Raw genomic sequence first — 26244 nt, 5'->3', positions numbered from 1 at the left:
GCGACCATTCTTTCTTTTTGTGCATTCTGATAAAATAGAGGATAATAACAGTGAAAGAACGCGAAGGAAGGGAATGCATATGGAATCGCCTGAACAATCAGAAAAAGGGCAGGGACTGTTTGGGCTCAGTCTGGCTGGAGGCGGCCTGAAGTCCTTTGCGCAGCTTGCAGTCCTTCATGATCTGGACAAGCATCAAGTTAAAATCGACGCCGTCGCAGGCACCTCTATGGGAGCGGTCGTAGCGGCTTTGGTGGCCTGTGGGCTTACGGCATCCGAAATCGAGGAAACATTATTGGAAGAGGAAAGGCAATTTGCCAATCGTGGCGTTTTCAGCAGGCCCGCCTATATGCTCTTTCAGCATGTGCGCGAACACAATAACGGCTTCGTTGAATTGCAGAGTCTGCAGCAGATGGCCTGTCAATTGTTTGATAAAATAGGCTGCCGGATGCTTTCCGACTGCCAGTTGCCTGTCGCAATTACAACCGTCGATATTCATACAAGCGAGTTGATTGTCTTCACCAACAGGCCCGAATTTTTCACGAGTCCGAGCGGAGATTGGCTCATCTATCCGCATGATATCGAATTGGGGATGGCCGTGGCGGCATCCTGTGCGTTTCCGATGGTCTTTTCTACAGCGGAAATCGACGGGAGACAGTTGGTCGATGGCGGGGTGATGATGAATTTGCCTATCCCGCTTTTTGACCGTTCACTCTTCGGCGTGCTGATGTCCGTTTCGATGATCTATGATGCGGTCGACCGGCAACTGGAATCGCCGTTCAATGTTGCAATCCAATGTCTGGATATCTTGATCCGGCAGATGGATCGCCAAATGACGAAACAGGCGGATATCCAAGTGAACTTCCCGATAGAACCACAGCTTGTTTTTAAAGTAGGTGCCGGTCCGGAAGTCATCGCAATCGCCAAAGAGATGCTGCATAAAAATCCGATCGACTACAGCATGTTGGAAACACATCGGCAGCGAGAATGAAGCCGAATGCAGATGAGATGCGCAGCCAGCCGGGTTTAGGGCTGCAATTCCGGCGAACAACGCCTGACCGGAGTTCAGGCGGCCTACCTTCGACCGTTAGCTGGCGCTTCCGTCCCATCCAGGTTGAATCAAAAAAAACGCACAATCGGCTGATTGTGCGTTTTCGCATAGCTATTATTCGTCTTCTGGCCAAACTTCATTGGCGATTTCCACAACGTGGCGTACTTTCGCCCATTGTTCTTCTTCCGTCAGCAAGTTGCCTTCTTCAGTGGATGCGAATCCGCACTGCGGACTCAACGCCAATTGATCCAAAGGAACATATTTGCTGGCTTCTTTGATGCGGGCTTTGATTTCTTCTTTGTCTTCCAGCTCAGCTGTCTTCGAAGTAACCAATCCCAATACGATGCGGCCTTTGCCTTTGAAGAATGCAAGCGGCTCGAAACCGCCGGAACGATCGGTATCATACTCCAGGAAGTATCCGTCAAAGCTTGTTTGTCCGAACAGTTCTTCTGCGATCGGATCATAAGCGCCTTCCAAAGAATGGTGGGATTTGTAGTTACCGCGACAGACATGTGTCGTCAAGACGAGGTCTGCTGGTTTCGCTTCGATGATGGCTTGAACGTTCTCAGCAGCAACGCGTTTGGAAGCTTTGTACTCTTGCGAATCATCCGCGAAATTGCAAAGGAAGCCCCAGTGCACATCATCCAATTGTAGGTAACGGCAGCCCAGGTCGTAGAAAGCCTGGACAGCGTCGATGTAGGCTTGTTGCACATCCGCTTGGTACGCTTCAACCGAAGGATAGATCTCTTCGTTGCGGTAGCCCGGATAGAAAACTTCGTTCGGGCTAGGGATCGTGAATTTCGCCACGCCTTGTTTACCGACGATTTCGTTCAATGATTTGAAAGCAGCCAGGAAAGGGTGGTTCGGGTTGAAAGAGATTTTGCCGACGTTGCGGAAAGCGTACTTACGGACTTCCACATCTCCGAAATCATAGCCGTGTTCAGGCACATAGCCTTCAAATCCGTTCAGGTTTTCGATGAAATCGATATGCCACCAAGAGCGGCGGAATTCGCCATCAGTGAAACCTTTCAAACCATTTTCTTTTTGATCTTTGACCAATTTCGTGATTTCTTCTGTTTCCACTTTGTCCAAAGTGGCTGCGTCGATTTCGCCTGCTGCAAATTTCAAGCGGGCTTCCTTCAAGGGTTCCGTGCGTAAAAAGCTCCCTACGTGGTCGGCTCTGAATGGTAAAGTTGTTGTTTTTTGTGCTGTTGTCATGTTGTTTTCCTTCTTTCCATTATTATTTTTGCCAAATAAAATAATGCCGTAAAAAAATACGCCCCTGCACATTGCTGTGCAAGGACGTATGATTGCTCATCGTGATACCACCTTGGTTCAGGGTACGCTCGCGCATGCCCCCTCTGTCAGTACGCAAGACGACCGTTCTGCCTTGTTATACTGCGGCATTGTAACGTATGCGGACGTGGTTTGCTGAGGCCGTATGGCGTTCGCAAACCAATCACTCTAAGACCATTTTCTGGATGACTTTCCTGTCCTCTTCTCAGCTGCCGAGGTTCTCTGTGCATTTCCGTTATCCGTACTCTTCTTTTCACCGTGAGTTTGTTTGAATTTATATACATAATAACAATACGATTAGTAAGTGTCAAATGATTTCTCATGATAAATTCATTTTTTTGTTTTTATTTCAGCTGCGTACTCCTCGTAGAACACTTTTTTCGTCTGGATGAAGCGTCTGAAGTCATTCAGCAACTGGAACAGGATGGCACGGTTTTCGAACTCCGCACGGGTGGCCGGCAATTCGCTTTCGCGGAATGATTGCAGCAAGGAATCGATGTCCTCCATCAGATAGATACCGGTGTTCTGCTCATGCAGCTGGGCGGCAGTCAGGAAGAACAGGCCAGCCAAAATCTTGTTTTCGCTTGTCGGCAGCGCGCATAATCCAAGATTAGTGGCCATATATTTCAGGATGGTGACTTGCTCGCTGCGCATATCGAAGTAGCGGATATTATAGGTCGATTGGTCCAGCAACTGATTGTCGAATTCGGCATAGACGACCTGCCTGTATTTTTCCAACTGATCATCCAATTCGTCCAACAACCGGCTTTGGTTGCGGTCCTTCCCCTCACGAAGGGAGACGCTGAAACTGTGCAGCACTTCCTTCATTTGCGTCTCCACTTGTTCCCGAAGCAAAATGATTTGGCTCGCTTTGGAAGGCATGTAGAGATTGAACAAAATAGCCACGCCGGCGCCGATCATCATCAGGGCGAGTTCGTTCAGAAGCCAAGGAAAGTTTGTCTGCTTTTCCAACAACAGATGCGTCACTAGCACCGAACAAGGCGCGATGCCGGATTGGAGATTGAAGCGGTAGGCCAATGGTACGTAAAACAACAAGTAGATGCCGAACACGACGATGTGGAAGCCGAAGAGGCGGAACAGGATCGTCGCGATCGTCAATGCCAAGACAGTGGAGGCGATCCGCTGCAATGCAGTCAGAACAGATGATTTTTTGGTGTCCAGCACACTGAGGATTGCGATGACCCCGGCTGCAACGGAATAATTCAACTGGAAAAATTGCGCAATCAGAATGGCGATGACTGTCGCAAAAGCGATTTTGATGGTGCGATGGTTCAAACTCATGGGCGACACTCCTTTCTTCTAGGATAGTGGATTTTGATGCTTTTGACCAGTGTTTTCGGAAGCAGGAAAACCTTGGTTTTATTACGCCAAAAATAGATTTTCTAATCAAAAAAATACTATATCTCGTTTTGCAGGCATGGTATGATTCTAAATGTTGTTCCGTGAGCTGACGGATCGGAAGTTGAAAAAATACGGAAATAATCAGATAACACCAAAGGAAGGGATATGATTGAGCGTGCTGGTAATGGCAGGAATGATAGGTGCTGGAAAGTCGACTTATACTGAAATGATTTCAAGAAGATTGGGTACGGAGGCCTTTTTCGAAAGCGTCGATTACAACCCGATTTTGGATAAATTTTATGATAACCCACAAAAATGGGCCTTCAGCCTTCAAATATATTTCTTGAATACGCGTTTCCGCAGCATCAAGGCTGCATTGACTGATGACAACAATGTCTTGGATCGTTCCATTTATGAGGACGCTCTGTTTACGAGGGTTAACCATCTGCAAGGCAACATCTCCCAGGAAGAGATGGATATCTACAACGACTTGTTGGCGAACATGATGGAAGAACTGGAAGGGATGCCCAGAAAAGCGCCGGATTTGCTGATCTATCTGGATGGTTCATTCGAGACGATTTTGGATCATATCCGCAAGCGCGGCCGTGAATTTGAGCAGATCGAGGATGATTCCGAGTTGTTGGCCTACTATGAATTGCTATTCAAAAATTATGAGCAATGGTATCAGGAGTACGATCAAAGTCCAAAAATCAAGATCAACATCGATACGTTCGACATCGTCAATAACAGCGGTGATGAAGAGCAGGTCATGGCCATCGTCGAAAAAGCGCTCTTGGAAGTCCGCGGCGAAGAGGCCGGATTGACTTATGCCGGAAGCAATAACGGGTAAGCGATTGATCATTTCGGTCGTCATCAAACAGTAGCAGTACCATTCGGTGCGACTGCTGTTTTTTTTTGGCGAGAAAGCATAAATTTTTCGCGAGGGACTGAAGCATATGATGGGTTAATGTAATATAATTAGGAAACAGACATAAATGACAGTTGAAGAGGACGGAACCAGACGATGGCGGCGGATAGGGCAGAACAAGCAGTGAATGTGGAGCAATGGCAAGCAATCAATGAACGGAATCAGCGTTTTGATGGAGAATTTTTTTACGCGGACAGGAATACACAATTGTACTGCAAGCCGTCCTGTCCTTCCCGGCTTCCTAAGTTCAATCATGTCTGCATTTTTATCTCAGCGGAGGCTGCGGAGGCGAATGGCTACAGTCCTTGCCGCAGATGCAGACCGAACGGGAATGCCGTTACGGATCTGGAATGGGCCGGCCAAGCCGAACGCTTTATCCATAACCATTATCAACACCCATTGAGCGTGAATAGCATTGCCGAAGCCTGTCATGGCCCCTCGTCGGAACTGCAGCAGGTTTTCATCCGGATCTATGGCGTTTCGTTGCTGGACTACCTTTACCGTGTCAGGATGGATCAAGCGCGCTACTTTCTGATTCATTCAAGACGCTTCATCAAGCAAATAGCCGAGCTGGTCGGAATACCCTCCGTGGCGGAATTTTCCCGCAAATTCAAGGAAAAGGAAGGCATGGCGCCGACCTTATACCGCCAGCGCGTGCGCAAGCGCGAAAGAGAGCAACGGTCCTGACGACCTACTATAGTACAAATAAATTATTTGAGAGCAAAACAGCAGGACAACCGATCGGCGGTAACTTGCTGTTTTTTGTTTTGGGTTAAAATCATTTGACATAAAACGTCTACAGATGTAAACTTACTTCAGAAGCAAGAAACAACAACGAAAGGATGAAAAAAATGACCGATTCGACACAGAAGAAGATAACCGACGCTGAATGGGAAGTGATGCGTGTTGTCTGGACAAACGGGAAAGCGACCAGCCGGGAAATCATTTCGGTTTTGCAGGAAAAAATGGATTGGAAACAAGCCACCGTCAAAACGTTGATCGGAAGACTCGTCGACAAAGGTTTGTTGGCTACGGAACCGATCGGAAATAAATTCATCTACAGCGCAAACGTATCCGAACAGGAAAGCGTCGGCGGCGCTACCGAAGACCTTTTGGCGCACGTCTGTACGAAAAAAGTCGGCAGCACGATAGCGGAACTGATCGAAAGAGCGACGCTGAGCCACACTGATATTGCGTTGTTGGAAAAGGTGATCGCCGCCAAAAAACGGACGGCAGTCGATGAAGTGAAGTGCATGTGCACACCAGGACAATGCAACTGCAAGCAAACCGGTTGCGTACACAAGGAGGAATTACCCGATGGAAAATAAAAGTTATGATATAGAAGGCATGAGTTGTGCATCGTGCTCCCAAGCCGTGGAAAAAGCGGCCGCCAAAGTGGCAGGCGTCAAGGAAGCGACAGTCAACTTGGCGACCGAGAAATTGACGGTTGCTGTCGATGATAGCCATTTTTCCGAAGAACTACTGAAGAATGCAGTCGATGCAGCTGGCTATGTTTTGGTGGCAAACAAGAAAGAAAAGACGTTTCTGATTGAAGGCATGAGTTGCGCCTCGTGTTCCCAAACTGTGGAAAAAGTGACCCGGGCAGTTGCCGGCGTATCTGATGCGTCCGTGAACCTGGCTACCGAAAAAATGGTCATCTCCTACGATCCGACAGTGCTTCATCCAGGGGATATCGAAAAAGTTGTGGCCGAAGCGGGTTACACGGCTATCGAAGAGAGCGCTACTATAGAAGAAAGCGACCAAAACCAAGCGAAGAAAGAAAAACACATCAAAAATATGTGGAGACGCTTTTGGCTCTCAGCGGTATTCACGCTTCCGCTTCTGTATCTCGCGATGGGCCACATGTTGGGCTTACCCTTGCCGATGAGCCTTCATCCGACGATGAATCCGGTCACTTTCGCGCTCACGCAGCTCTTGCTGACGATTCCGGTGATGGTGCTGGGGATGAAATTTTTTACAGTAGGATTCAAGTCCTTGTTCAAGGGACACCCGAATATGGATTCGCTGGTGGCTTTGGGAACCAGTGCCGCCTTTCTGTATAGCCTATATGGCACATTTGCAGCAATCGGAGGGAACAACGAACTTGTCATGAACTTGTATTACGAATCAGCGGCTGTCATTTTGACGCTGATCACGCTCGGCAAGTACTTCGAGGCCGTTTCAAAAGGCAAGACATCGGAAGCCATCAAAAAGCTGATGGGGTTGGCGCCAAAAACAGCCCGTGTCATCCGTGACGGCAATGAGCAGGAAATCAAACTGGACGCTGTCATGGTGGGGGACATTTTGGTTGTCCGTCCCGGCGAAAAAATGGCTGTCGATGGAAAAGTGACGGAAGGCCTGACATCTGTTGATGAATCGATGTTGACAGGCGAGAGCATGCCCGTGGAGAAAAAAGCGGGCGATGCCATCATCGGCGGCAGCATCAACAAAAATGGTTCCATCCAGTACCGGGCAGAAAAAGTCGGAAAAGATACGGCCCTTGCGCAGATCATCAAGTTGGTGGAAGATGCCCAAGGTTCAAAAGCACCGATCGCAAAACTAGCTGATACGATTTCGGGCTACTTCGTTCCGATCGTCATCGTGCTCGCTGTTCTGGCCGGGCTGGCGTGGTACTTCTTGGGACAAGAATCCTGGATTTTCGCATTGACCATCACGATTTCGGTCTTGGTCATCGCTTGTCCTTGCGCTTTGGGTTTGGCGACACCTACCGCCATCATGGTGGGTACCGGCAAGGGCGCCGAGAACGGTGTCCTGATCAAAAGCGGGACGGCTCTGGAAGTGACGCATAAAATTCAGACAATCGTTTTCGACAAGACGGGGACAATCACTGAAGGCAAGCCGAAAGTTACGGATGTTCTGGTCCGTGAAGGGCTCGATCCGGATGAACTGTTGCTGTTGGCGGCATCAGCTGAAAAAGGGTCGGAGCATCCGCTTGGAGAAGCCATCGTTCGCGATGCTGAAGAGAAAGAGCTGTCTTTGTTGAAACCATCCGCCTTCAATGCGCTGCCTGGTTTCGGTATTGCCGTCACAATCGATGGGAAAGAGCTTCTTTTGGGAAATGAAAAGTTGATGCTGAACCATGGAATCGGACTCGGTTCATTTGCCGAAACCTCCCACTCGCTGGCTGAACAAGGCAAAACACCGATGTACATCGCAATGGATGGGGAATTGGCCGGCATCATCGCTGTTGCCGATACGGTGAAAGCAAGCAGTGCGGCCGCGATCAAAAAACTCCGTGGTATGGGCATCGAAATCGCGATGATTACCGGCGACAATAAACGTACGGCGCAAGCCATCGCAAACCAAGTGGGCATCGACCGTGTCTTGAGTGAAGTATTGCCTGAAGACAAAGCGGAAGAAGTCAAGAAGCTGCAACAGGGCGGCCGCAAAGTCGCCATGGTCGGAGACGGTGTCAATGATGCACCGGCCTTGGTCCAAGCGGACATCGGCATCGCCATCGGATCCGGAACGGATGTCGCTATCGAATCAGCGGATATCGTGCTGATGAAGAGCGACCTGATGGCAGTAGCCACGGCCGTCGAACTCAGCAAAGCCACCATCAAAAACATCAAGGAGAACCTGTTCTGGGCATTTGCCTATAATGTTCTTGGCATTCCTGTTGCGATGGGAATCCTGCACGTCTTCGGGGGACCCTTGTTGAATCCGATGATCGCCGGAGCAGCGATGAGTTTCAGCTCGGTGTCGGTTGTATTGAATGCATTACGTCTGAAAGGATTCAAACCTTCCGTCTCAAAACGGTAAAGGATTAATAAATAGAAAAGAGGAAACGATTATGGAAAAAGAATTGATGCTAGAAGGAATGAAGTGTGATGGTTGCGTAGCAACAGTACAGGAGAAATTCTCTGCGATTGCAGGTGTGGAAGAAGTATCGGTTGATCTGGAAGGAAAGAAAGCAACGGTCAAAATGAACCAAGACATTTCCGAAGCAACTTTCAATGAAGCGTTGTCCGACACGAAGTTCAAAGTAACCGGCAGCAAATAAGCAAAAAATAATAACTCGGGCTCCCTCGGTAATCACTGAGGGAGTTTTTTTCGCACAAATTTGCACATTTTTTCTGTTTGGCTATTGTAGTGAGCGCAATTTAGGAGTAGAATGGAACATGCAGTCCGGTCGAACAGACCAGCATGCGGGCGTAGTTTAGTGGTAAAATGCGACCTTCCCAAGGTCATGTCGCGGGTCCGATTCCCGTCGCCCGCTTACGGAATTGAATGCATCTTAACCTTACCGATAAATTCGGTAAGGTTTTTTTATTTATGTTTACAATAAGCAAATGTTTTGTAATAATTTTTAGGCATTAAAAGCGGATTTGGTTCGATCCGCTTGAGAAATGACACGCATTGAAACATATGTTACAGCTGTAACAATTGATAAATCAGTGGTTTGGATATTTTTTGACATGGAGTTTGTGAAAAAAGACAGCTGTTGTGCCAATTGTTACAAATTGATTTTCTATATTACGACAGCGTAATATTTGACTTATGTTTGTAAGATAAACAGTTATTTGAGACAGTCACGTTAAGATGGAATAACAAAGAATGTATTTTTAACTTTGGCGGTTTGATTCATGATAGGATTGTCTCTGTTGAAAGAACTCCGATCGAGACCTGGATAAATACTTCATTTATCAAATAAAAAAGGTCATGAAGAGTATAAATTGCAATACGAAAACATTGCGAAGAGAAGAAAGGGACAAAACACACATGAAAAACTTCAAATCTAGATTATTCGTAACGAGCGCAACTTTAGCAGCCATCGGTTTTATGGCAACAGCGAACCCTACACAAGCAAACGCAACAGAATATACTTCATCCACTTGGACAGCACGTACAGCAGATCAAATCAAAGCAGATATCCAAAACTTGGAGAGCGGCAGCAAATACACTTTCCAATGGGGCGATACTTTATCAGCAATCGCATTGGCTACTGACGTATCAGTGAATGCCTTAGTTGATGTCAACAGCATCGGAAATGCAGACATGATCATTGCCGGCAACGCAATCGTATTGTCAGCGGACCATAAAATCGTGACTGTTGAACAAGACTCTGAAGTGAAGAGCTACGATGTCAGCTCTGAAGAAGCGGTGGAAGTTGAAACACCCGTTGAAGCAGTTGAAGAAGTTCAAGCAGCACCAGTTGCAGCACCCGCTGTAGAAACATATGTTGAGCCAGCTCCAGTAGCACAAACGGCAGCAACAACTTACCAAGCTAGCTACTTCTTTTATCAAGTAGTCCAAGCTGAAGCAGGCCCAAGCTACCAAGAAAAATTGAATGTTGCATCTGTTATCATGAATCGCGTTGACTCCGGAATTTGGGGCGGAACGACTATTGATGCTGTATTGTACGCATCAGGCCAGTTCTCAGTAGTTTCCAATGGGGCTGCATCAGCAGAAGTACCGACTGCTGACACAATCCAAGCAGTTAACGAAGTATTGAACGGTAACCGTTCAACATCAGCACAAAGCTTCCGTGCTTCAGGCGATGGCGTAACGAACGTATTCTTTTAAAAAAAATTATTACTGATAGTACAAAGAAAAAAGCTGAGCCCATTGCGGGTTCAGCTTTTTTGATGCGACACCCTTATCCTTACCTCCGTAACCACGCGCTCCTTGTGAGGACTCGCCTACTGATATAGAATAGGGAGGAACTATTCAGCGAAAGTAGGAGATAGTTATGAAAATAAAGCAGTACAGTGAGTTATTATTTTACATTCCGTTGACGTTGCTGATGATAGCTGACTTCTTTCCGGACTCCTATCTGTCCAACGGCATTGTGATGAAAGCGAACATCGGGTTGTTGGTCGCTTTGTTCGTTCTGTCTATCGTTCTGAAACAATCCCGGAATGTCGATGATATACAAAAAATCAATGGACAAATTTTTGCACTGGTCTATTTAGTGTCCTTGATGGCAGTGTTGACGCTGCTCGGCGGGACCTCACAATCAGGATTCGGCTTCGACAATGTTGTTGTCTGGTTTGTGGTGCTCATCTCGATTGCCGAAATTATCTCAAAAAAGAAAAAAATGAATCGCTGAATAAAGAAAGAAGCCCAAGAGGAATTCCGACAAAGCGGAAGTTCTCTTGGGCTTCTTTTTGAATTTACACTTAAATGTTTATGTTCAAGTTTACCGGACTCAATTTTGAAACCAGATTGCGGATACGGGATCCAGCGATTTCTTTGATCGGTTCGACGACTTCTCTGATTGCGACATATTTGTCTACGTAGGTTACGACAAAACTTTCTTTGTAACGCGGCAGGCCGCAACGGCTCACCAGGAACATATGCTTGAGAATGATATCACGCTCCAGAGAGTTGATTTCAGTGATGCGGCAAGCATTTTCGCAAGCGATTTTCGGATGGGCATCTGCATGGGCACCGATGTTCAGCTGCGCGACAGCATCACGATCTTCATGGAAGAAGTCGTGTAACAAACCGGCACGTGCAGTGGAACGGGTATCCAGATTCCATTTTTTTGCAAGCTGGTAACTCTTGTAGGATACGCGGATCGAATGTTCCAAACGATTGGTGAAGTGGTGGTGGGTAATGGTCTCCATGTGCAATAATTCTTCGTGATAGATGAGATCTTCGACCAAAGCAACATATTCAACATCATTTTTCCAATGGGATTGTGTCATCTGCATGCTTATTCTATCATCCTTTATGTAAGTAGTTGTTTTTGTATTTTTCATGATGCCCATACTATACACCCACAGCAGAAAAAAAGGAAGGGACTCATTGTGTTTTTCTTCACTTTTACTAATACTTAAAGTCTTTGTCATTTTGCTGTCACATCCGCTGTTTTGCGAATTGGCGTGTACTTTTCGGAATTCCGGAGTAGAATAGGGAATATAAGAAAGGGGAGGGGCGTCGAATATGGAAAAAGTGGAAGGACCTTATCACTTGTTGAACGAAGAACTAGTCAAAAATACTGACGGTAAAAGTTATCCGGAATTTGAAGGCCGGACGGTATATGAAGTCATCCGTGTCGAGGATGGGATTGCGATATTTTTGGAGGATCATCTGGATCGTTTTTTCCGGTCCGCTGCTTATCTAGATCTGCCGCTTCCAGCTACGGCGAAATCCATCGAGGACCGCGTCTATCGTCTCATAGCCGCCAATCAGGTGGGAAATCAGAACCTTAAGTTCATTCTTGGGAAAACGTCAAAAAGCGAAAGTGTGTTGTGGATCTTTTTCACCCAGAGCATTTACCCGCCAAAAAGCTATTATAAAGAAGGCATCGCGACGAGCCTGTTCCGTATCGAACGACTGGATCCGAATATCAAGCTTGTCCGTTCGGATTACCAGAAAGTCGTGCTGCAGGAACGGGCGGATAAGGACGTTTATGAACTGCTGCTTGTTGATGGGAATGAGGAGATCACAGAGGGCAGCCGCACGAATGTTTTTTTTGTAAAAGGGAAAGAATTGTACACGCCCCCTGCAAAAGCTGTACTCCTGGGAATCGTCCGCAAGAAAGTATTCGAAATCTGCGAAAAACGACAAATACCGATCAATGAGATGGCAATCCCAGTCGAGTGGATCAAGGATGTAGAAGGAGCCTTCGTTTCCGGAACCGGCAATAATGTACTGCCTATATCGAAAATCGGAGCGGTTGCGATTCCGACGATGGACAATCCAATTGTGCAGACGATCATGGCGGATTATGCCGAAATGGTCAGAGCATATAAGGAAGAAAAGACACACTAAAAAAACATTGTTACCCATTATACGTAACGGGTTGACATAAGATGTGCAAGCAGTTAAACTGAATACAGCATTGAGACCATCACTTCGGTTCAAGTGGTGGTTTTTTTATAGAAGAGAATGGAGGGAAAGGATGTCAACAAAGGAGAAAGTCCTGCAGTTTCTGGAGCAGCGTAAAGGCGAAAGCATTTCCGGCCAAGATTTGGCTGATCAATTGGAAGTATCCAGAACATCCGTATGGAAAGCAATCAATGGCCTGAAAAAAGAAGGCTATCAGATAGAAGCAACGACGAATAAAGGGTATCAACTATCAGTCGAAACCGATTTGTTGTCGGAGGCCGCCATCGTGCCACTGCTATCGGAAGCGCTGAAAGATCACCGGATCATTGCGCATAAAACGATCGATTCCACCAACTTGGAGGCCAAACGCATCGTCAACGAAGAAGCGACCTTTGAAGGTGTGATCTTATCGGAAGAACAGACAAAGGGCAGAGGGCGCTTGGGTAGAGTTTTCCACTCGCCGAGCGAATCCGGCCTGTACATGAGTTTGGTTTTGAAGCCGGTTGCTGATCTGGATAACGCCACTTTGATCACGACTGCCGCCGCTGTGGCCGTCTCTCAGGCGATCGAAACATTGACAGGAAAAGAACCTCAGATCAAATGGGTGAATGATATCTTCCTGGATGGCAGGAAAGTCTGCGGCATCCTGACGGAAGGAATCATGGATATGGAATCGCGGACGATCGGAACGATCATTTTAGGGATCGGCCTGAACTTCCGGGCGCCTGAAACGGATTTTCCTGATGAAATCCAATCGATCGCCGGCACGCTGTTCGATTCAAAAAATGCCGCGGTGACAAGGAACCAAATGGCTGCCGAAATACTCAACCGTTTTTATGTCCTTTATCCTGATTTGGCATCCCGGTCCTACCTGGACGAGTACCGCAAACGTTGCTTCGTCTTGGGTGAACAAGTCACTTTCCCGCAAGGAAGCGAAACAATCGAAGCCAAAGCGATCGCAATCGACGACGATGGCGGACTAGTTGTAGCATTGTCGGATGGGGAAACGAAAACCCTGACCTATGGCGAAATCAGCATCAAAATCAAAAAGAGAGAAGGAAATTAACATGAAATTATCAACAAGAGATTTGACCCAAATCAGTATATTCGCGGCTTTGACATTCGTCAGCGGCTTCCTGAGCATCCCCGTCGGACCCGTTCCGATCACTTTGCAGACACTTTTGGTTCTGCTGACCGGCTTCTTCCTGCGTCCGAAAGCTGCCTTTTTTGCGCAACTGCTGCCTTTATTACTGAAATTATTGCTTGGCGGATTTCAAGCCTTTTTGACTCCTAGCTTTGGGTTTGTGTTTGGATTTATTGCAGCGGCTACTTTGATTTCCTATCTCGTGCATAATAAAGAAGGAAGCTTCTTAAATTATGGGATTGCAGCTGTTGCCGGCACCATCGTCATGTACGCAATCGGTTTGCCTTACATGGCGATGATCCTGAACGTTGTCATGGGTAATCAATTCGATTTGGCGGCAATTTTCCAGATGGGCATGTTGTTGTTCATTCCGGGGGACATCGCCAAAGCCGTGTTGGCCATCATCCTGGCTGACCGTTTAAAAGGCCGTGTGCGCGTATTCCAGCACTGATTTCGTTTTTTGAAAAAAATAAATGATTCAAAAACATCCAAAACCTTGGTCTGACGGGGCTGGATGTTTTTTTTGAAAAAATATCTCGAATTCGTGAATATATAACTTGAAATACATTCTGTTATGTGGCATAATGATAACAAGCTTACGAAATGTAAGAGAAATGAAGGTGAGTCCTTCATTGAAAAACAAGTGCATGGAGGAAAAAAATTGGAAAACACATCTATAATATCTCGTATTAGTAATGCTTTGTTTGGAAGTAAAAATACAACAATAACAACAGACGAAAAGGGGAAAACAACTATGAAAATCGGAATTATCTCAGGAAGCGTACGTGAAGGAAGAAACTCAGCAGCAGTATCAGAATGGATCCATGAATTTGCCGAAAAACGCAATGACGGCGGCATCGAATACGAAATCGTCGCTTTAGCAAACTATGACTTACCTTTGTTGGGCGCTAAATTACCGGAAGACCGTCAAGCAGCAGCTGGCGCAGCGATCCAAGCTTGGTCAGAAAAAATGGCTTCATTCGATGGATACGTGTTTGTGACACCTGAATACAACCATGCAGTCGGTGGCGCTTTGAAAAATGCGTTGGATTTCCTGAAGCCTGAAGTTGCCGATAAAGCAGCCGGATTTGTCGGATATGGAAGCTTGGGCGGGGCCCGCGCACACGAAAACATGCGCGTCATCCTAGGCGAATTGAGCGTAGCAACAGTGCACACAACAGTGAACTTCTCATTGATGACTGATTTCGAGAACATGAGCAATTTTGTACCGAACGATTATCATGCAGGCAATGCGACAGCAATGTTCAACGAATTGATCAAATGGTCCGGAGCATTGAAAACTATCCGTTAATAGTATAGAAGAAGAATGATGAGGGGAGGCCGCCATGCAAGCATGGCGGTCTGCTCTCATTTCCTGAGTAAGGCTTCCTTCACCTTTCGTCCATTGATTTTCTGAAAGCTAGCGTCTATACTGAAACGTACTGAGCTTGCAGAAATGCAAGCATTCGAATCACGTAATCAGGGTACACGTAATAACAGTTGGAGGAGATAAAGTGGTTTTGTTGGGAAGTTTGGTCAACAGCGCTGCCATCGTTTTGGGTGGCAGCATCGGCCTTGTTTTGAAGAAAGGCATCTCGGATAGGTTAGCTAACGCAGTGATGAACGCATTGGCGCTCTGCGTATTATACATAGGCGTAAGTGGCATGTTGAAAGGCGAAAATGTTCTGATCACCATTTTGTCGATGGTTGCTGGTACATTGGTCGGAGAATGGCTCAATCTGGATCAGAAAATCAATCAGTTGGGTGATACAATCGAGAATATGGTTGCTTCACCTAACGAAGGGGTTTCGGTTTCAAAAGGGTTTGTGACGGCAAGTCTGTTGTTCTGTGTGGGCGCGATGGCGATCGTCGGCGCACTGCAGAGCGGTTTGACCGGCAATCATGATACGCTTTTCGCGAAGTCCCTGATAGACGGCATTGCAGCGATTGTGATGGCATCCAGCTTAGGCATCGGCGTGCTGCTTTCAGCCGGACTGATCCTCGTTTATGAAGGCGGCATTTCGCTTTTTGCCAATGTCCTTGCGCCACTTCTGACGGATTCTGTGATCAATGAAATGACTTGCGTGGGTTCGCTTCTGATTGTCGGGCTGGCTTTGAACATGTTGAAGCTGACGAATCTGAAAATCATGAATTATGCGCCCGCAGTCTTTTTCCCGATCCTTCTCGGACTATTCATGTGAATGCAGAAAAAAGACGTTCCCAAGCGGACGTCTTTTTTGTATATCGGCCCAGCCTTCTTTATAATCGGTATCAAGGAAAGCCATCGGAGAGGGGACTGGATTATGTGCGGACGATATGCGCTTGAAGCGACAATGAGGGAAATGTGGGAAAGGTACCTGTTGGGGGAAATGGCAGAGGATGTCGAAAAGCGTGCGGAAATATTTCCGACCAACAGCACACCACTGATAATGCCGGGAAACGAGTTGGTCCATCACAGGTGGGGATTCATGGAGCCTTTCGCGAAGCGCCCTTTGATCAATGCCCGAGCAGAAACAATCCTTGAAAAGCCGACATTCAGCCAGCCTTTCCGGACAGCACGTTGTCTCGTGCCGGCGACTGCATTTTTTGAATGGGAGAAAGTCGGCGAAGAAAAGTTGAAACGAAAAATTGCTGTATCGGATATCCCGATTTTTTCGATGGCCGGTATCCTCAAGACGTATCAGGATGAAAACGGAAAAGCTTTTACAGCTTTTTCCATCATCACCACTGCCGCCAACGACCAGATGCGCGCCATCCACGATCGCATGCCTGTGATACTGGAACCTGAAGATGAAGCCTTTTATCTGGATCAGAAGGCCGATCCGAAATTGGTTTGGAAGTTGCTGAAGCCAACAGAGCATCGCCTGCTGATCGAATGAGTAATCGTTAATTTTTTTAAATGAGAATACACTCATCCGAATTTAATTTAATCGTTGACATCCTTATTTAATTCTTATAAACTTAAGGCAACAAATAAATGACGTGCGAGGAGAATTTATGCAAACGCAATCAACAGGCCGCAATCTTATCATCAGCTACGACTTTAGCTACTTTAGATGCTGTTTGTAGACATGTCTCACATGGATGCAAACAATGAACAAAAATTTGTTTGTATCTATGAAGGCTGAAGCATTTTCGCGTGATGTGACTGGCCCCATAGATGAAAAAATCTATTTGGGCTGTTGAGTTTCCATAAACTTACCTTAGCAAAAGCCCATTTAGATAATCGTATCTAAATGGGCTTTTGCGTACCCGGAACAAACGATTGATTGCCTAATCAGTTCTCGCACAATTTAAAAAATAGGGGGAAAAGAAATGATTGGAATGGATTGGAAAAAGAAAGTAGCGACAACATTGGCACTGACTTCTGCTTTGTTGCTTGGCGCATGCGCCGGCAGTACAGAAGAAGCGACGGATTCTTCCGCAACAAGCTCAACAGCCTCAGCGGATGCTGTGCATATCGGAATCCTGCAGATCCTTGAGCATGAATCCTTATCGGCAGCACGCACAGGTTTCTTGGAAGTTTTGGAGGAAGCCGGTTATGTTGAAGGCGATAATTTGATCGTGGATTATCAAAATGCACAGGGTGACCAAGCCAACCTGCAGAGTATGGCTGAACGTTTAGCCGGCAACAATGACCTCATTTTATCAATCTCGACACCAGCTTCGCAAGCAGTAGCGAACGCTGAAAAAGAAAATCCGGTCTTGTTCACTGCGGTAACTGATCCGATCGATGCCGGCCTAGTGGCAAGTGCAGAAGAGCCGGGTGCAAATATCACCGGAACAAGCGATCAGAGCCCGATGGATAAACAAATCGAATTGTTGTTGTCAATCGTACCTGGTGCGGAAACAGTCGGTATCATCTACAATTCCAGCGAAATGAATTCAATTGTACAGAGTGATCAAGCGCAGGCATTGTTGGAAGCAGCAGGCGTGAATGTCGAAATCATGACCGTTACCTCTACCAATGACGTCCAACAAGTGATGGAGTCATTGGTACAAAAAGTCGATGCGATCTATATCCCAACGGACAATACCTTATCCAGCACGATGGCTACTGTTGGCCAAATCGCTATGGAAGCCAAAATTCCGGTCATTCCTGGCGCAACTGAAATGGTTGAAGCGGGCGGTTTGGCAACTTACGGAATTGACTTCAAGGAATTAGGACGTCAAACAGGCGAAATGGCTTTGCAGATTCTGGAAGAAGGTAAGCTTCCTTCCGAATTGCCTGTCCAATTCCCTAAGACACTTCAATTGGTCGTGAATGAAGAGATGGCTAAAGCGCTTGGAATCGATCCAGACAGCATCAAATTGCCAGAATAAGCTACGAACTAAAAACGAGGTTGCCACCTTAAAGTGGGGCACCCTCGTTTTTTTGTGCGTTCCCGGATTTTATCGCTCTGCTCCGGGAACGGAGGAGAGGAAGAAAGTTATCGGCGATTTCCGGTGAAAGGGGCCTAACCGGAGCTATGGGACCGCACGCAGTCCACCGCAGTCCGCTACACTCCTCCCATTCCGTACACCGTCACACGATTTTGTAAGGAAATAGCAAAAGGGGTTGACAAAAGAAGCCGCTTTGCATAAAATGAGAATACGATAATAAAACTTAACGAAAAATTAGAAGGCTACAAAAAAAGAGGAGGGGATCGTCATGGAAGATGCAAACGTATCAGCTAACGTAATCATGGGGACAACCCCTTCTTTTAACGGCTTATTATTATAGCAGGGCTTGGACACTGAAATATCAGTCGTTTGAGCCCTGCTTGGCATTGACAAATAATGGGGCTGAAGCGATTATTTATTGACCTTCGAAATGCATCCATTATTTGTGGATGCATTTTTTTTCGAAAATTTACTCTTATGATTTTTTAATCAAACCAATAAACGAAAAATGAACCGGAGGAAAAGACCATGACGGAAAAACAGTACATTCAATTCTTTGATACGACCCTGCGCGATGGGGAACAGACACCTGGTGTGAACTTCAATACGAAGGAAAAGGTGCAGATTGCCTTGCAGATGGAAAAATGGGGGATCGATGTTATTGAAGCAGGATTCCCGATCTCTTCAGAAGGCGACTTTGAAGCGGTAAAGGCGATTGCCGGTGCTGTCAAAAATATGACGGTAGCAGGTCTTGCCCGCTGTAATGAAAAGGATATCGATGCTGCCTACGATGCTTTGAGGGATGCAGTCGATCCGCAGATCCATATTTTTATCGCGACCAGCCCCATCCACATGGAATATAAACTGAAAATGAGCAAAGAAGAAGTATTGGCCTCAGTAGCCCATCATATCGCTTACGCCAAATCAAAATTCGAGAAAGTCCAATTCTCACCTGAGGATGCAACTCGGAGCGATTGGGACTTCCTTGTTGAAGTCATTAATTTGGCCATCGAAAAGGGCGCTACAGTCATCAATATCCCTGACACGGTTGGTTACACCAATCCGACCGAGTTCGGAAACCTTTTCAAATATCTGAAGCAAAACGTAACCCACTTTGATGACGTCATCTTCTCTTCCCATTGCCACGACGACCTGGGTATGGCAACGGCTAATGCTTTGGCAGCAGTCGAAAATGGCGCGCTGCGGGTAGAAGGAACCATCAACGGCATCGGCGAACGTGCAGGGAATACGGCACTCGAGGAAGTTGCGGTCGCTCTTCACATCCGCAAAAACTATTATGAAAAAGAAACCGGTATGGTTCTGAAGGAAACGAAGCGCACAAGTGATTTGGTCAGCCGCCTTTCCGGTATGCCGATTCCGCGCAACAAAGCTGTCATCGGTGGCAATGCCTACGCACACGAATCAGGTATCCATCAGGATGGTGTTCTGAAGAATCCGGAAACCTACGAAATCATCACTCCGCAATTGGTCGGTGTGGAGCACAATTCGTTGCCGTTGGGTAAACTTTCCGGTCGTCACGCCTTTGTGGATCGAATTGCACAAATGGGCTATGAAATCAGCGACCCGGCAGAAATCAAAATATTGTTCGCCCGTTTCAAAGAACTGGCTGACAAGAAGAAGAACGTGACCGAAGAGGACATCCATGCATTGATGGTAGGCAAATCGATCGAGGACGAATCGGCCTACGAGCTGAAACGCCTGCAAGTGCAGTTTGTGAAGGATGGTATCCAAGGAGCCATCGTCGGCATCCAGGACAAACGTAACAAAGACGCGAAGATGCAGGATTCAGCAACCGGTTCAGGAAGCATCGAAGCCATCTACAACACCATCAACCGCATCCTTGAGCAAGAAATCATTTTGAAGGAATACAATATTGAAGCCATCACGGGCGGTAAAGATGCACAAGCAGAAGTGCACGTGGTCGTGGAGGATGAGGACGGCAAGAGCTATAACGGCACAGGCATCGACTTCGATGTCCTGACTGCATCAGCGAAAGCGTATATTCAAGCCAGCGGGAAAGCAAAAAATAAACAGACAATAGAAAAAGTATCAGCACATTTCTGATGAGGGGGAAAAATTAAGATGAATTATACGATTGCAGCATTGCCCGGAGATGGCATTGGACCAGAAATAATGGAAAGTGGATTGACTTTGCTGGAAACAATCGGCAAAAAATTTCAACATGAATTCAACGTGACGGTTTACCCATTCGGAGGAGCCGGCATCGATGAGACCGGCGATCCGATTCCACCGCAAACAATCAAAGGCTGTTCCGAAGCTGACGCAATCCTTTTGGCTGCAATCGGCGGACCGAAATGGGAAAAAGCTGAAAAAACGCCGGAAGATGGCCTGTTGCAATTGCGTAAGACTTTAGGACTTTTCTCGAACATCCGCCCAATCGCAGTGAGCGACAGCATCGCCCACTTGTCCCCGTTGAAGACGGAACGCGTTAAAGGCACAGACTTCATCGTTGTCCGCGAATTGACAGGCGGTCTGTACTTCGGTCAGCCGAAGCACTGGAATGATGAGGAAGCGACTGATACTCTCTTCTATAAGAAGAGCGAAATCGATCGGATCGTCCGCCAAGCTTTTGAAATCGCAATGACGCGCAGCAAAAAACTGACTTCGGTCGATAAAGCGAACGTCTTGGCCAGCAGCAAACTGTGGCGCAAGACAGTCAACGAAATCGCGACGGAATACCCGGAAGTTACCGTCGATCATTTGTATGTCGATGCAGCTTCGATGAAAATCATCCAAAATCCTACTTCATTCGATGTCATCGTGACGGAAAATATGTTCGGGGACATCCTGAGCGACGAAGCATCCGTCATCACAGGCTCATTGGGGATGCTGCCTTCCGGAAGCCATGCAGTATCCGGTCCATCCTTATATGAACCGATTCATGGATCCGCACCGGACATCGCCGGGAAAAACATCGCCAACCCGATGTCGATGATCCTGTCCGTTGCCATGATGCTGCGCCAAAGCTTCCAGCTGCATGAAGAGGCAGACGCGCTTGAAAAAGCGGCCGCTGAGGTGATGGATGCCGGTTTCCTGACGGCTGATCTGGGCGGCACAACGACAACGACAGCATTTACTGAGCAAGTGAAAGCCATTTTGGAAAAGTGAAGGGGAGTAGACAGTATGAGCAGAACGCTTTTTGATAAACTATGGGACAGACACGTTATTACAGGACCAGAAGGTGAACCACAATTGTTGTATGTGGATCTGCACCTGATCCATGAAGTCACTTCACCACAAGGCTTCGATGGCTTGCGCGAAACCAACCGCCCAGTCCGACGCCCTGACAAAACGATCGCAACGGTCGACCACAATGTGCCAACGGAAGATATCTTCAACATCAAGGATCTGATTTCGAAGAAACAAATCGAAGCGCTGCAGAAGAATTGCGAAGAATTCAACATCCCATTGATGGACATCGGAACAGCCAACCAAGGGATCGTGCACATGGTCGGACCGGAATTGGGCGCAACCCAACCCGGCAAGATTGTCGTCTGCGGAGATTCGCATACGGCTACGCACGGCGCTTTCGGAGCGATGGCATTCGGTATCGGCAGCTCGGAAGTTGAACATGTTTTTGCAACGCAGTCGATCTGGCAGAAAAAACCGAAATCGATGGGCGTCAAAATCACCGGGAAATTGCCTGCAGGCGTTTATGCGAAAGATATCATTCTGCACCTGATTGCGACTTACGGGACAGCCTTCGGGAGCGGCTATGCGATTGAATTCTACGGTGATACTGTGGAAGCCTTGACGATGGAAGAACGGATGACAATCTGCAACATGTCCATCGAATTCGGTGCTAAGATCGGCATGATGGCGCCGGATCAGACTACATACGATTATCTGCGCGGCCGCCGTTATGCACCAGAAAACATGGAGAAAGCCATTGCCGATTGGGAGACCCTGAAGAGCGATCCGGATGCTGCCTATGACACTGACATCGCTATTGAAGTTTCCGATTTGGCACCTTATGTAACCTGGGGAACAAACCCAGGCATGGGCGTTCAATTCGGCGAGAAATTCCCTGAGATTCAGGATAAGAATGACGAGCGCGCCTATAACTACATGGATCTGCAACCTGGCCAAACGGCTGAAGAGATTCCATTGGGCTTTGTCTTCATCGGCTCTTGTACGAATGCGCGGCTTTCCGATTTGGTTGAAGCAGCGAAGTATGTCAAGGGCGGCAAAGTGCCTGATCACATCCAGGCTATGGTCGTTCCGGGCAGCCGGACCGTACGTGATGCTGCCGCGGAATTGGGCTTGGATAAAATTTTCATCGATGCAGGATTTGAATGGCGCGAACCAGGCTGCTCGGCTTGCTTGGGTATGAACCCGGATAAAGTGCCTGCAGGCGTACACTGTGCCTCGACTTCCAACCGTAACTTTGAAGGCCGTCAAGGAAAGGGTTCGCGGACGCATTTGGTCAGCCCAGCCATGGCAGGCGCTGCAGCAGTGAACGGTAAATTTGTGGATATCAGAAAGGAAGCAGTGACTTATGGAGCCAATTAAAGTACATAACGGTAAAACCGTTGCCTTGATGAACAACAACATCGACACCGACCAAATCATCCCGAAAGTATTCCTGAAACGGATCGAAAAAACGGGCTTCGGCGCTTTCGTTTTTGATGAATGGCGTTTCCTGAAAAACGGCGATCCGAATCCGGAGTTCCCTTTGAATGATGCCGACCGCCAAGAAGCAACGATCCTTGTGACCGGAGATAACTTCGGCTGCGGCTCTTCCCGTGAACATGCTGCTTGGGCGTTGATGGATTATCGATTCCGCGTCATCATCGCCGGCAGTTACAGCGATATCTTCTATATGAATTCCTTGAAGAACGGCCTGTTGTTGATCGAGTTGCCGCAAGAGCAACGTGACGCTTTGGCGCAAGTTTCAGCGGATGAAACCATCCAGATCGACTTGCCTAATCAAGTGGTCAGAACCAGCACAGCTGAGTATCCGTTCGCTATTGATCCTACTTGGAAGCACAAATTGGAAAACGGCATCGACGACATCACTGAAACAATGGCTTATAAAGATGAGATTGATGCGTATGAAGCAAAATGGGACAATATTTACGCATAGATAGAAAAGTGGAACGGATTCGTTCAGCCCTGAAAGAAATTTAGGAAATCGGACCGACTGAGCATCGTAGAGCGCAATAGGCCCGATTTATCTAATTTCCGAAGGGCTAATCCGTGGAACTAGCCATCATTATTGGTGCGGGGAACACTTTGGGAGTACTTCAAACACCTAGGGTGATGCATTTTAAATTTTTAAAAATTTTAATAGGATAGGCGAGAAATTTCCTTCAATTGGAGGGAAATTCTCGCTTGTTTTTTTGAAGTGTTGTAAGATGTAGATGCGTCAAGGGCTATCAATTATGACGATATGTTGTCGTTGTCGCTAAAAAAACATTATCCGATACGGCTTTATGTTATAATAGCTTGTCTGTCGTTAAGCCCCTATTTGAGGATTTCTGCAGAAAAAGGCCCGCAGGATGGATGAATGAATTTTCCCTACAGGAGGAATGAATAAGATGAGTAGAGCTTTAATTATTGGTGCCGGTGGCGTTTCCAACGTCGTATGTCATAAATGTGCCCAAAATTCAGAAGTGTTCGAAGAATTTATGATTGCCAGTCGTACAAAGTCAAAATGCGATGAAATCAAAGATCGGATCGAAAGCGGCATTTATGCGGGACGTTCCAAAATCACGACTGCCCAAGTGGATGCGAACAATGTTCCTGAATTAGTGGCGCTGATCAATGAATACAAACCGGATATCGTGATTAATGTGGCTTTGCCATACCAAGACTTGACCATCATGGATGCCTGTCTTGAAACAAAAACTGATTATGTCGACACAGCGAACTATGAACCGGAAGATACAGCTAAATTTGAATACAAATGGCAATGGGATTACCGCGAGCGTTTCGAAAAAGCCGGCATCACCGCGTTGTTGGGATCAGGATTTGACCCGGGCGTAACGAGCGTATTCTCTGCCTATGCCCAAAAACACCATTTCGACGAAATCCACACAATCGATATCCTGGACTGCAATGGCGGCGACCATGGCTATCCATTCGCAACCAACTTCAATCCGGAAATCAACATTCGCGAAGTGACCGCTAACGGAAGCTATTGGGAAAACGGTGAGTGGATCGAAACGGAACCGATGGAAATCAAGCGCGAGTATAACTTCGATCAGGTAGGTCAGAAAGATATGTACTTGCTGCACCACGAAGAAATCGAATCTTTGGCTTTGAACATCAAAGGCATCAAACGCATCCGTTTCTTCATGACTTTCGGTGAAAGCTATCTGACGCATTTGAAGGTGTTGGAGAATGTCGGTATGACGTCCATCGTGCCGATCGAATTCGAAGGCAAACAAATCGTGCCGTTGCAATTCCTGAAAGCCGTATTGCCTGACCCAGCTTCATTGGGACCGCGCACTAAAGGTAAAACGAACATCGGTAACATCTTCACCGGCATCAAAGACGGCAAAGAGAAGACATACTACATCTACAACGTCTGCGATCATGAAGCATGCTACAAGGAAGTCGGCTCGCAAGCCGTTTCATACACAACCGGTGTCCCTGCGATGATCGGGGCAGCTATGGTCTTGACCGGACGATGGAAGAAACCTGGTGTGTACAACATCGAGGAATTCAATCCGGATCCATTCATGGAAGCATTGAACGTCTATGGCTTGCCTTGGCAAGAGGACTTCAATCCTACCTTGGTCGATTAGGAGGCTGAAATGGACACGACAATCGATTTTCAAGCCTTGCCGACACCCAGCTATGTGGTGGATGAGACCTTATTGCGCCGCAATCTGGAAATCCTGAAATCGGTCAAGGGTCAGACGGGCTGCAAGATTTTGTTGGCCCAGAAAGCTTTTTCGATGTATCATTTCTACCCTTTGGTCGCCGAGTATCTGGACGGCACGACCGCTAGCTCTGTCCATGAGGCACAATTGGGTCATGAGGAATTCGGCAAGGAGACGCATGTCTTTGCGCCGGCTTTCAAGAAGGAAGAAATGGAGGCGTTGCTCCCGATAGTGGACCACATCGTCTTCAATTCCCCTAACCAAGTGAAGTTGTATGCCGAAATGGTTAAGAACAGCGATCGCCCAATCGAAATCGGTCTGCGCGTCAATCCGGAGCTATCCACTCAGGATCATGCACTCTATGATCCGGCCAGTCCGTTTTCGCGTTTGGGTACGACTGCTGTTAATTTCGATGAAAGCCAAGTCAAACTGTTGGACGGTCTGCATTTCCATACCCTTTGCGAACAGGGTTCCGAGGATTTGGAAGCGACACTGGTCGCATTCGAAGCGAAATTCGGGAAATACCTGCATGGCATGAAATGGGTGAACTTCGGAGGCGGACATCACATCACCAAAGAAGGCTACGACATCGCCAAATTGGTGGAAATCGTCAACTACATCAAAGAGAAATATGACGTGCAAGTCTACTTGGAACCTGGCGAAGCGATCGCATTGAATGCGGGCTTCCTGGTCGCGAGCGTGCTGGAAACGACCTACAACCAGATGAATCTGGCTATTCTGGACACATCAGCGACTTGCCACATGCCTGACGTATTGGAAATGCCGTACCGTCCGTTCATCATCGATTCAGGTGAAGCGGATGAAAAGGCGCACACATACCGTTTGGGTGGGCAGACTTGTCTTGCCGGCGACGTCATCGGGGATTATTCCTTCGATGAGCCGCTTCAGCCCGGCGATCGCCTGATTTTCACGGACATGGCCATCTATTCCATGGTGAAGAATACGACATTCAACGGCATCCAACTGCCGGCCATCGCTGCCCATACGGTCAAAGATGGCACAAAAGTCATCAAAACCTTTGGATACGATGATTTTAAATCACGATTATAGAGTTTTTGAATAGTGGAGCTGTCTCTGATGAGGCAGCTTTTTTTTGCTGTTCTCCGGCGTGGGGGGCTTAGCCGGAGTTGTGATCCGCATTCGTATGGTGTATTCCGACGAGCAGAAGCTCATCGGAGAAGAGTCCGATTATTACCGGTCTGCTCCGGCGAACAAGGCATCGCCGGAGGAGTGGGGCTCCTACTTGGCTGTCCTCCGGGGAAGGAGGATTCCCAGGAGCTGAAGCACGCAATTCATGCATATCCACTAAAAACATAAAAAACTAAAGAAGCCTGCGACAAATTTAGTCAAAGTGACAAAGGAGGAAGTGTCCGGTATAATCAAATTGTCG

24 protein-coding genes and 1 tRNA gene are annotated in these 26244 nt (G+C 47.2%); 22 read left to right on the top strand and 3 right to left on the bottom strand.

Going from position 1 to position 26244, the window contains the following annotated elements:
- Window positions 1–79: 79 nt before the first annotated feature.
- Window positions 80–988 (top strand): patatin-like phospholipase family protein, encoded by a 909-nt coding sequence (locus WBM30_RS11530; RefSeq protein ID WP_424900846.1) that lies wholly within the window; start codon window positions 80–82, stop codon window positions 986–988.
- Between the two features lie 174 nt (window positions 989–1162).
- On the opposite strand, the gene WBM30_RS11525 is transcribed toward WBM30_RS11530, so the two are convergent.
- Together WBM30_RS11525 and WBM30_RS11520 are read right to left on the bottom strand one after the other, a co-directional pair.
- Window positions 1163–2266 (bottom strand): 5-methyltetrahydropteroyltriglutamate--homocysteine S-methyltransferase, encoded by a 1104-nt coding sequence (locus WBM30_RS11525; protein ID WP_424900845.1) that lies wholly within the window; start codon window positions 2264–2266, stop codon window positions 1163–1165.
- A gap of 408 nt (window positions 2267–2674) precedes the next feature.
- Window positions 2675–3646, bottom strand: a complete 972-nt coding sequence (locus WBM30_RS11520) for an aromatic acid exporter family protein (RefSeq protein WP_424900844.1) — start codon at window positions 3644–3646, stop codon at window positions 2675–2677.
- A 235-nt stretch (window positions 3647–3881) separates the two neighbouring features.
- Here WBM30_RS11520 and WBM30_RS11515 point away from each other — a divergent pair, with 235 nt between their 5' ends.
- The 8 genes from WBM30_RS11515 to WBM30_RS11480 all read left to right on the top strand — a co-directional run bounded on the left by WBM30_RS11515 (window position 3882) and on the right by WBM30_RS11480 (window position 10707).
- Window positions 3882–4556, top strand: a complete 675-nt coding sequence (locus tag WBM30_RS11515; protein ID WP_424900900.1) for a deoxynucleoside kinase — start codon at window positions 3882–3884, stop codon at window positions 4554–4556.
- Window positions 4557–4730: 174 nt separating this feature from the next.
- Complete coding sequence (locus WBM30_RS11510) at window positions 4731–5321, top strand: Ada metal-binding domain-containing protein (protein WP_424900843.1); 591 nt, start codon at window positions 4731–4733, stop codon at window positions 5319–5321.
- Window positions 5322–5485: 164 nt separating this feature from the next.
- Window positions 5486–5962 carry a CopY/TcrY family copper transport repressor gene (locus WBM30_RS11505; RefSeq protein WP_424900842.1) on the top strand — a complete coding sequence of 159 codons (477 nt, stop codon included), beginning with the start codon at window positions 5486–5488 and terminating at the stop codon, window positions 5960–5962.
- Entirely contained in the window at window positions 5952–8417 is a 2466-nt protein-coding gene (locus tag WBM30_RS11500) for a heavy metal translocating P-type ATPase (RefSeq protein WP_424900841.1), read from the top strand. The genes WBM30_RS11505 and WBM30_RS11500 overlap by 11 nt, the downstream gene beginning before the upstream one ends.
- 31 nt (window positions 8418–8448) lie before the next feature.
- Window positions 8449–8658: a heavy-metal-associated domain-containing protein gene (locus WBM30_RS11495; protein ID WP_424900840.1), complete on the top strand. Its 210-nt coding sequence runs from the start codon at window positions 8449–8451 to the stop codon at window positions 8656–8658.
- Between the two features lie 145 nt (window positions 8659–8803).
- A tRNA-Gly gene (locus WBM30_RS11490) sits at window positions 8804–8874 on the top strand.
- Between the two features lie 503 nt (window positions 8875–9377).
- On the top strand, window positions 9378–10181 hold the full coding sequence (locus tag WBM30_RS11485; RefSeq protein ID WP_424900839.1) for a cell wall hydrolase: 804 nt from the start codon (window positions 9378–9380) through the stop codon (window positions 10179–10181).
- 166 nt (window positions 10182–10347) lie between these two features.
- Window positions 10348–10707 carry a hypothetical protein gene (locus tag WBM30_RS11480; protein WP_424900838.1) on the top strand — a complete coding sequence of 120 codons (360 nt, stop codon included), beginning with the start codon at window positions 10348–10350 and terminating at the stop codon, window positions 10705–10707.
- A 70-nt stretch (window positions 10708–10777) separates the two neighbouring features.
- Here WBM30_RS11480 and WBM30_RS11475 read toward each other — a convergent pair whose 3' ends face one another.
- The gene (locus WBM30_RS11475) at window positions 10778–11314 is read right to left on the bottom strand and encodes an HD domain-containing protein (protein WP_424900837.1); all 537 of its coding nucleotides are present in this window, start codon (window positions 11312–11314) and stop codon (window positions 10778–10780) included.
- A 232-nt stretch (window positions 11315–11546) separates the two neighbouring features.
- Here WBM30_RS11475 and WBM30_RS11470 point away from each other — a divergent pair, with 232 nt between their 5' ends.
- From WBM30_RS11470 to nspC, 13 genes are all read left to right on the top strand, one after another.
- Window positions 11547–12377, top strand: a complete 831-nt coding sequence (locus tag WBM30_RS11470) for an aminotransferase class IV (protein WP_424900836.1) — start codon at window positions 11547–11549, stop codon at window positions 12375–12377.
- Window positions 12378–12507: 130 nt separating this feature from the next.
- The gene (locus tag WBM30_RS11465) at window positions 12508–13500 is read left to right on the top strand and encodes a biotin--[acetyl-CoA-carboxylase] ligase (protein WP_424900835.1); all 993 of its coding nucleotides are present in this window, start codon (window positions 12508–12510) and stop codon (window positions 13498–13500) included.
- 1 nt (window position 13501) lies between these two features.
- Window positions 13502–14029 (top strand): biotin transporter BioY, encoded by a 528-nt coding sequence (locus WBM30_RS11460; protein WP_159072132.1) that lies wholly within the window; start codon window positions 13502–13504, stop codon window positions 14027–14029.
- A 303-nt stretch (window positions 14030–14332) separates the two neighbouring features.
- Window positions 14333–14890: an NADPH-dependent FMN reductase gene (locus tag WBM30_RS11455; protein ID WP_176974151.1), complete on the top strand. Its 558-nt coding sequence runs from the start codon at window positions 14333–14335 to the stop codon at window positions 14888–14890.
- Window positions 14891–15092: 202 nt separating this feature from the next.
- Window positions 15093–15779: a DUF554 domain-containing protein gene (locus WBM30_RS11450; RefSeq protein ID WP_424900834.1), complete on the top strand. Its 687-nt coding sequence runs from the start codon at window positions 15093–15095 to the stop codon at window positions 15777–15779.
- 102 nt (window positions 15780–15881) lie between these two features.
- The gene (locus WBM30_RS11445; RefSeq protein WP_424900833.1) at window positions 15882–16457 is read left to right on the top strand and encodes an SOS response-associated peptidase; all 576 of its coding nucleotides are present in this window, start codon (window positions 15882–15884) and stop codon (window positions 16455–16457) included.
- Window positions 16458–16902: 445 nt separating this feature from the next.
- Window positions 16903–17901 (top strand): ABC transporter substrate binding protein, encoded by a 999-nt coding sequence (locus WBM30_RS11440; protein ID WP_424900899.1) that lies wholly within the window; start codon window positions 16903–16905, stop codon window positions 17899–17901.
- A 588-nt stretch (window positions 17902–18489) separates the two neighbouring features.
- Complete coding sequence (locus WBM30_RS11435) at window positions 18490–20046, top strand: 2-isopropylmalate synthase (RefSeq protein WP_424900832.1); 1557 nt, start codon at window positions 18490–18492, stop codon at window positions 20044–20046.
- Window positions 20047–20064: 18 nt separating this feature from the next.
- Window positions 20065–21111: a 3-isopropylmalate dehydrogenase gene (gene leuB, locus WBM30_RS11430; protein WP_424900831.1), complete on the top strand. Its 1047-nt coding sequence runs from the start codon at window positions 20065–20067 to the stop codon at window positions 21109–21111.
- A 15-nt stretch (window positions 21112–21126) separates the two neighbouring features.
- Entirely contained in the window at window positions 21127–22515 is a 1389-nt protein-coding gene (leuC, locus tag WBM30_RS11425) for a 3-isopropylmalate dehydratase large subunit (protein WP_424900830.1), read from the top strand.
- A complete protein-coding gene (gene leuD / locus WBM30_RS11420; protein ID WP_424900829.1) occupies window positions 22502–23089 on the top strand; it encodes a 3-isopropylmalate dehydratase small subunit in 588 nt (195 codons plus the stop codon). Before leuC ends, leuD begins: the two co-directional genes overlap by 14 nt.
- A 454-nt stretch (window positions 23090–23543) precedes the next feature.
- Window positions 23544–24755 carry a saccharopine dehydrogenase family protein gene (locus WBM30_RS11415; protein ID WP_424900828.1) on the top strand — a complete coding sequence of 404 codons (1212 nt, stop codon included), beginning with the start codon at window positions 23544–23546 and terminating at the stop codon, window positions 24753–24755.
- 21 nt (window positions 24756–24776) lie between these two features.
- Complete coding sequence (gene nspC / locus WBM30_RS11410) at window positions 24777–25904, top strand: carboxynorspermidine decarboxylase (protein WP_424900898.1); 1128 nt, start codon at window positions 24777–24779, stop codon at window positions 25902–25904.
- The last annotated feature ends 340 nt before the right edge of the window (window positions 25905–26244 follow it).

It is taken from the genome of Trichococcus sp., assembly GCF_049684335.1.
In the GTDB taxonomy this organism is placed as follows: Bacteria; Bacillota; Bacilli; order Lactobacillales; family Aerococcaceae; genus Trichococcus.
Note: the sequence above shows the minus strand (reverse complement) of the source record. Positions and strands in the feature narration are given on the sequence as shown.

Excerpts from the sequence above, each read along its gene's own strand:
- WBM30_RS11530 (WP_424900846.1), top strand. The coding sequence starts at position 80 with ATGGAATCGCCTGAACAATCAGAAAAAGGGCAGGGACTGTTTGGGCTC.
- WBM30_RS11525 (WP_424900845.1), bottom strand. The coding sequence starts at position 2,266 with ATGACAACAGCACAAAAAACAACAACTTTACCATTCAGAGCCGACCAC.
- WBM30_RS11520 (WP_424900844.1), bottom strand. The coding sequence starts at position 3,646 with ATGAGTTTGAACCATCGCACCATCAAAATCGCTTTTGCGACAGTCATC.
- WBM30_RS11510 (WP_424900843.1), top strand. The coding sequence starts at position 4,731 with ATGGCGGCGGATAGGGCAGAACAAGCAGTGAATGTGGAGCAATGGCAA.
- WBM30_RS11505 (WP_424900842.1), top strand. The coding sequence starts at position 5,486 with ATGACCGATTCGACACAGAAGAAGATAACCGACGCTGAATGGGAAGTG.
- WBM30_RS11500 (WP_424900841.1), top strand. The coding sequence starts at position 5,952 with ATGGAAAATAAAAGTTATGATATAGAAGGCATGAGTTGTGCATCGTGC.
- WBM30_RS11495 (WP_424900840.1), top strand. The coding sequence starts at position 8,449 with ATGGAAAAAGAATTGATGCTAGAAGGAATGAAGTGTGATGGTTGCGTA.
- WBM30_RS11485 (WP_424900839.1), top strand. The coding sequence starts at position 9,378 with ATGAAAAACTTCAAATCTAGATTATTCGTAACGAGCGCAACTTTAGCA.
- WBM30_RS11480 (WP_424900838.1), top strand. The coding sequence starts at position 10,348 with ATGAAAATAAAGCAGTACAGTGAGTTATTATTTTACATTCCGTTGACG.
- WBM30_RS11475 (WP_424900837.1), bottom strand. The coding sequence starts at position 11,314 with ATGCAGATGACACAATCCCATTGGAAAAATGATGTTGAATATGTTGCT.
- WBM30_RS11470 (WP_424900836.1), top strand. The coding sequence starts at position 11,547 with ATGGAAAAAGTGGAAGGACCTTATCACTTGTTGAACGAAGAACTAGTC.
- WBM30_RS11465 (WP_424900835.1), top strand. The coding sequence starts at position 12,508 with ATGTCAACAAAGGAGAAAGTCCTGCAGTTTCTGGAGCAGCGTAAAGGC.
- WBM30_RS11460 (WP_159072132.1), top strand. The coding sequence starts at position 13,502 with ATGAAATTATCAACAAGAGATTTGACCCAAATCAGTATATTCGCGGCT.
- WBM30_RS11455 (WP_176974151.1), top strand. The coding sequence starts at position 14,333 with ATGAAAATCGGAATTATCTCAGGAAGCGTACGTGAAGGAAGAAACTCA.
- WBM30_RS11445 (WP_424900833.1), top strand. The coding sequence starts at position 15,882 with ATGTGCGGACGATATGCGCTTGAAGCGACAATGAGGGAAATGTGGGAA.
- WBM30_RS11440 (WP_424900899.1), top strand. The coding sequence starts at position 16,903 with ATGGATTGGAAAAAGAAAGTAGCGACAACATTGGCACTGACTTCTGCT.
- WBM30_RS11435 (WP_424900832.1), top strand. The coding sequence starts at position 18,490 with ATGACGGAAAAACAGTACATTCAATTCTTTGATACGACCCTGCGCGAT.
- leuB (WP_424900831.1), top strand. The coding sequence starts at position 20,065 with ATGAATTATACGATTGCAGCATTGCCCGGAGATGGCATTGGACCAGAA.
- leuC (WP_424900830.1), top strand. The coding sequence starts at position 21,127 with ATGAGCAGAACGCTTTTTGATAAACTATGGGACAGACACGTTATTACA.
- leuD (WP_424900829.1), top strand. The coding sequence starts at position 22,502 with ATGGAGCCAATTAAAGTACATAACGGTAAAACCGTTGCCTTGATGAAC.
- WBM30_RS11415 (WP_424900828.1), top strand. The coding sequence starts at position 23,544 with ATGAGTAGAGCTTTAATTATTGGTGCCGGTGGCGTTTCCAACGTCGTA.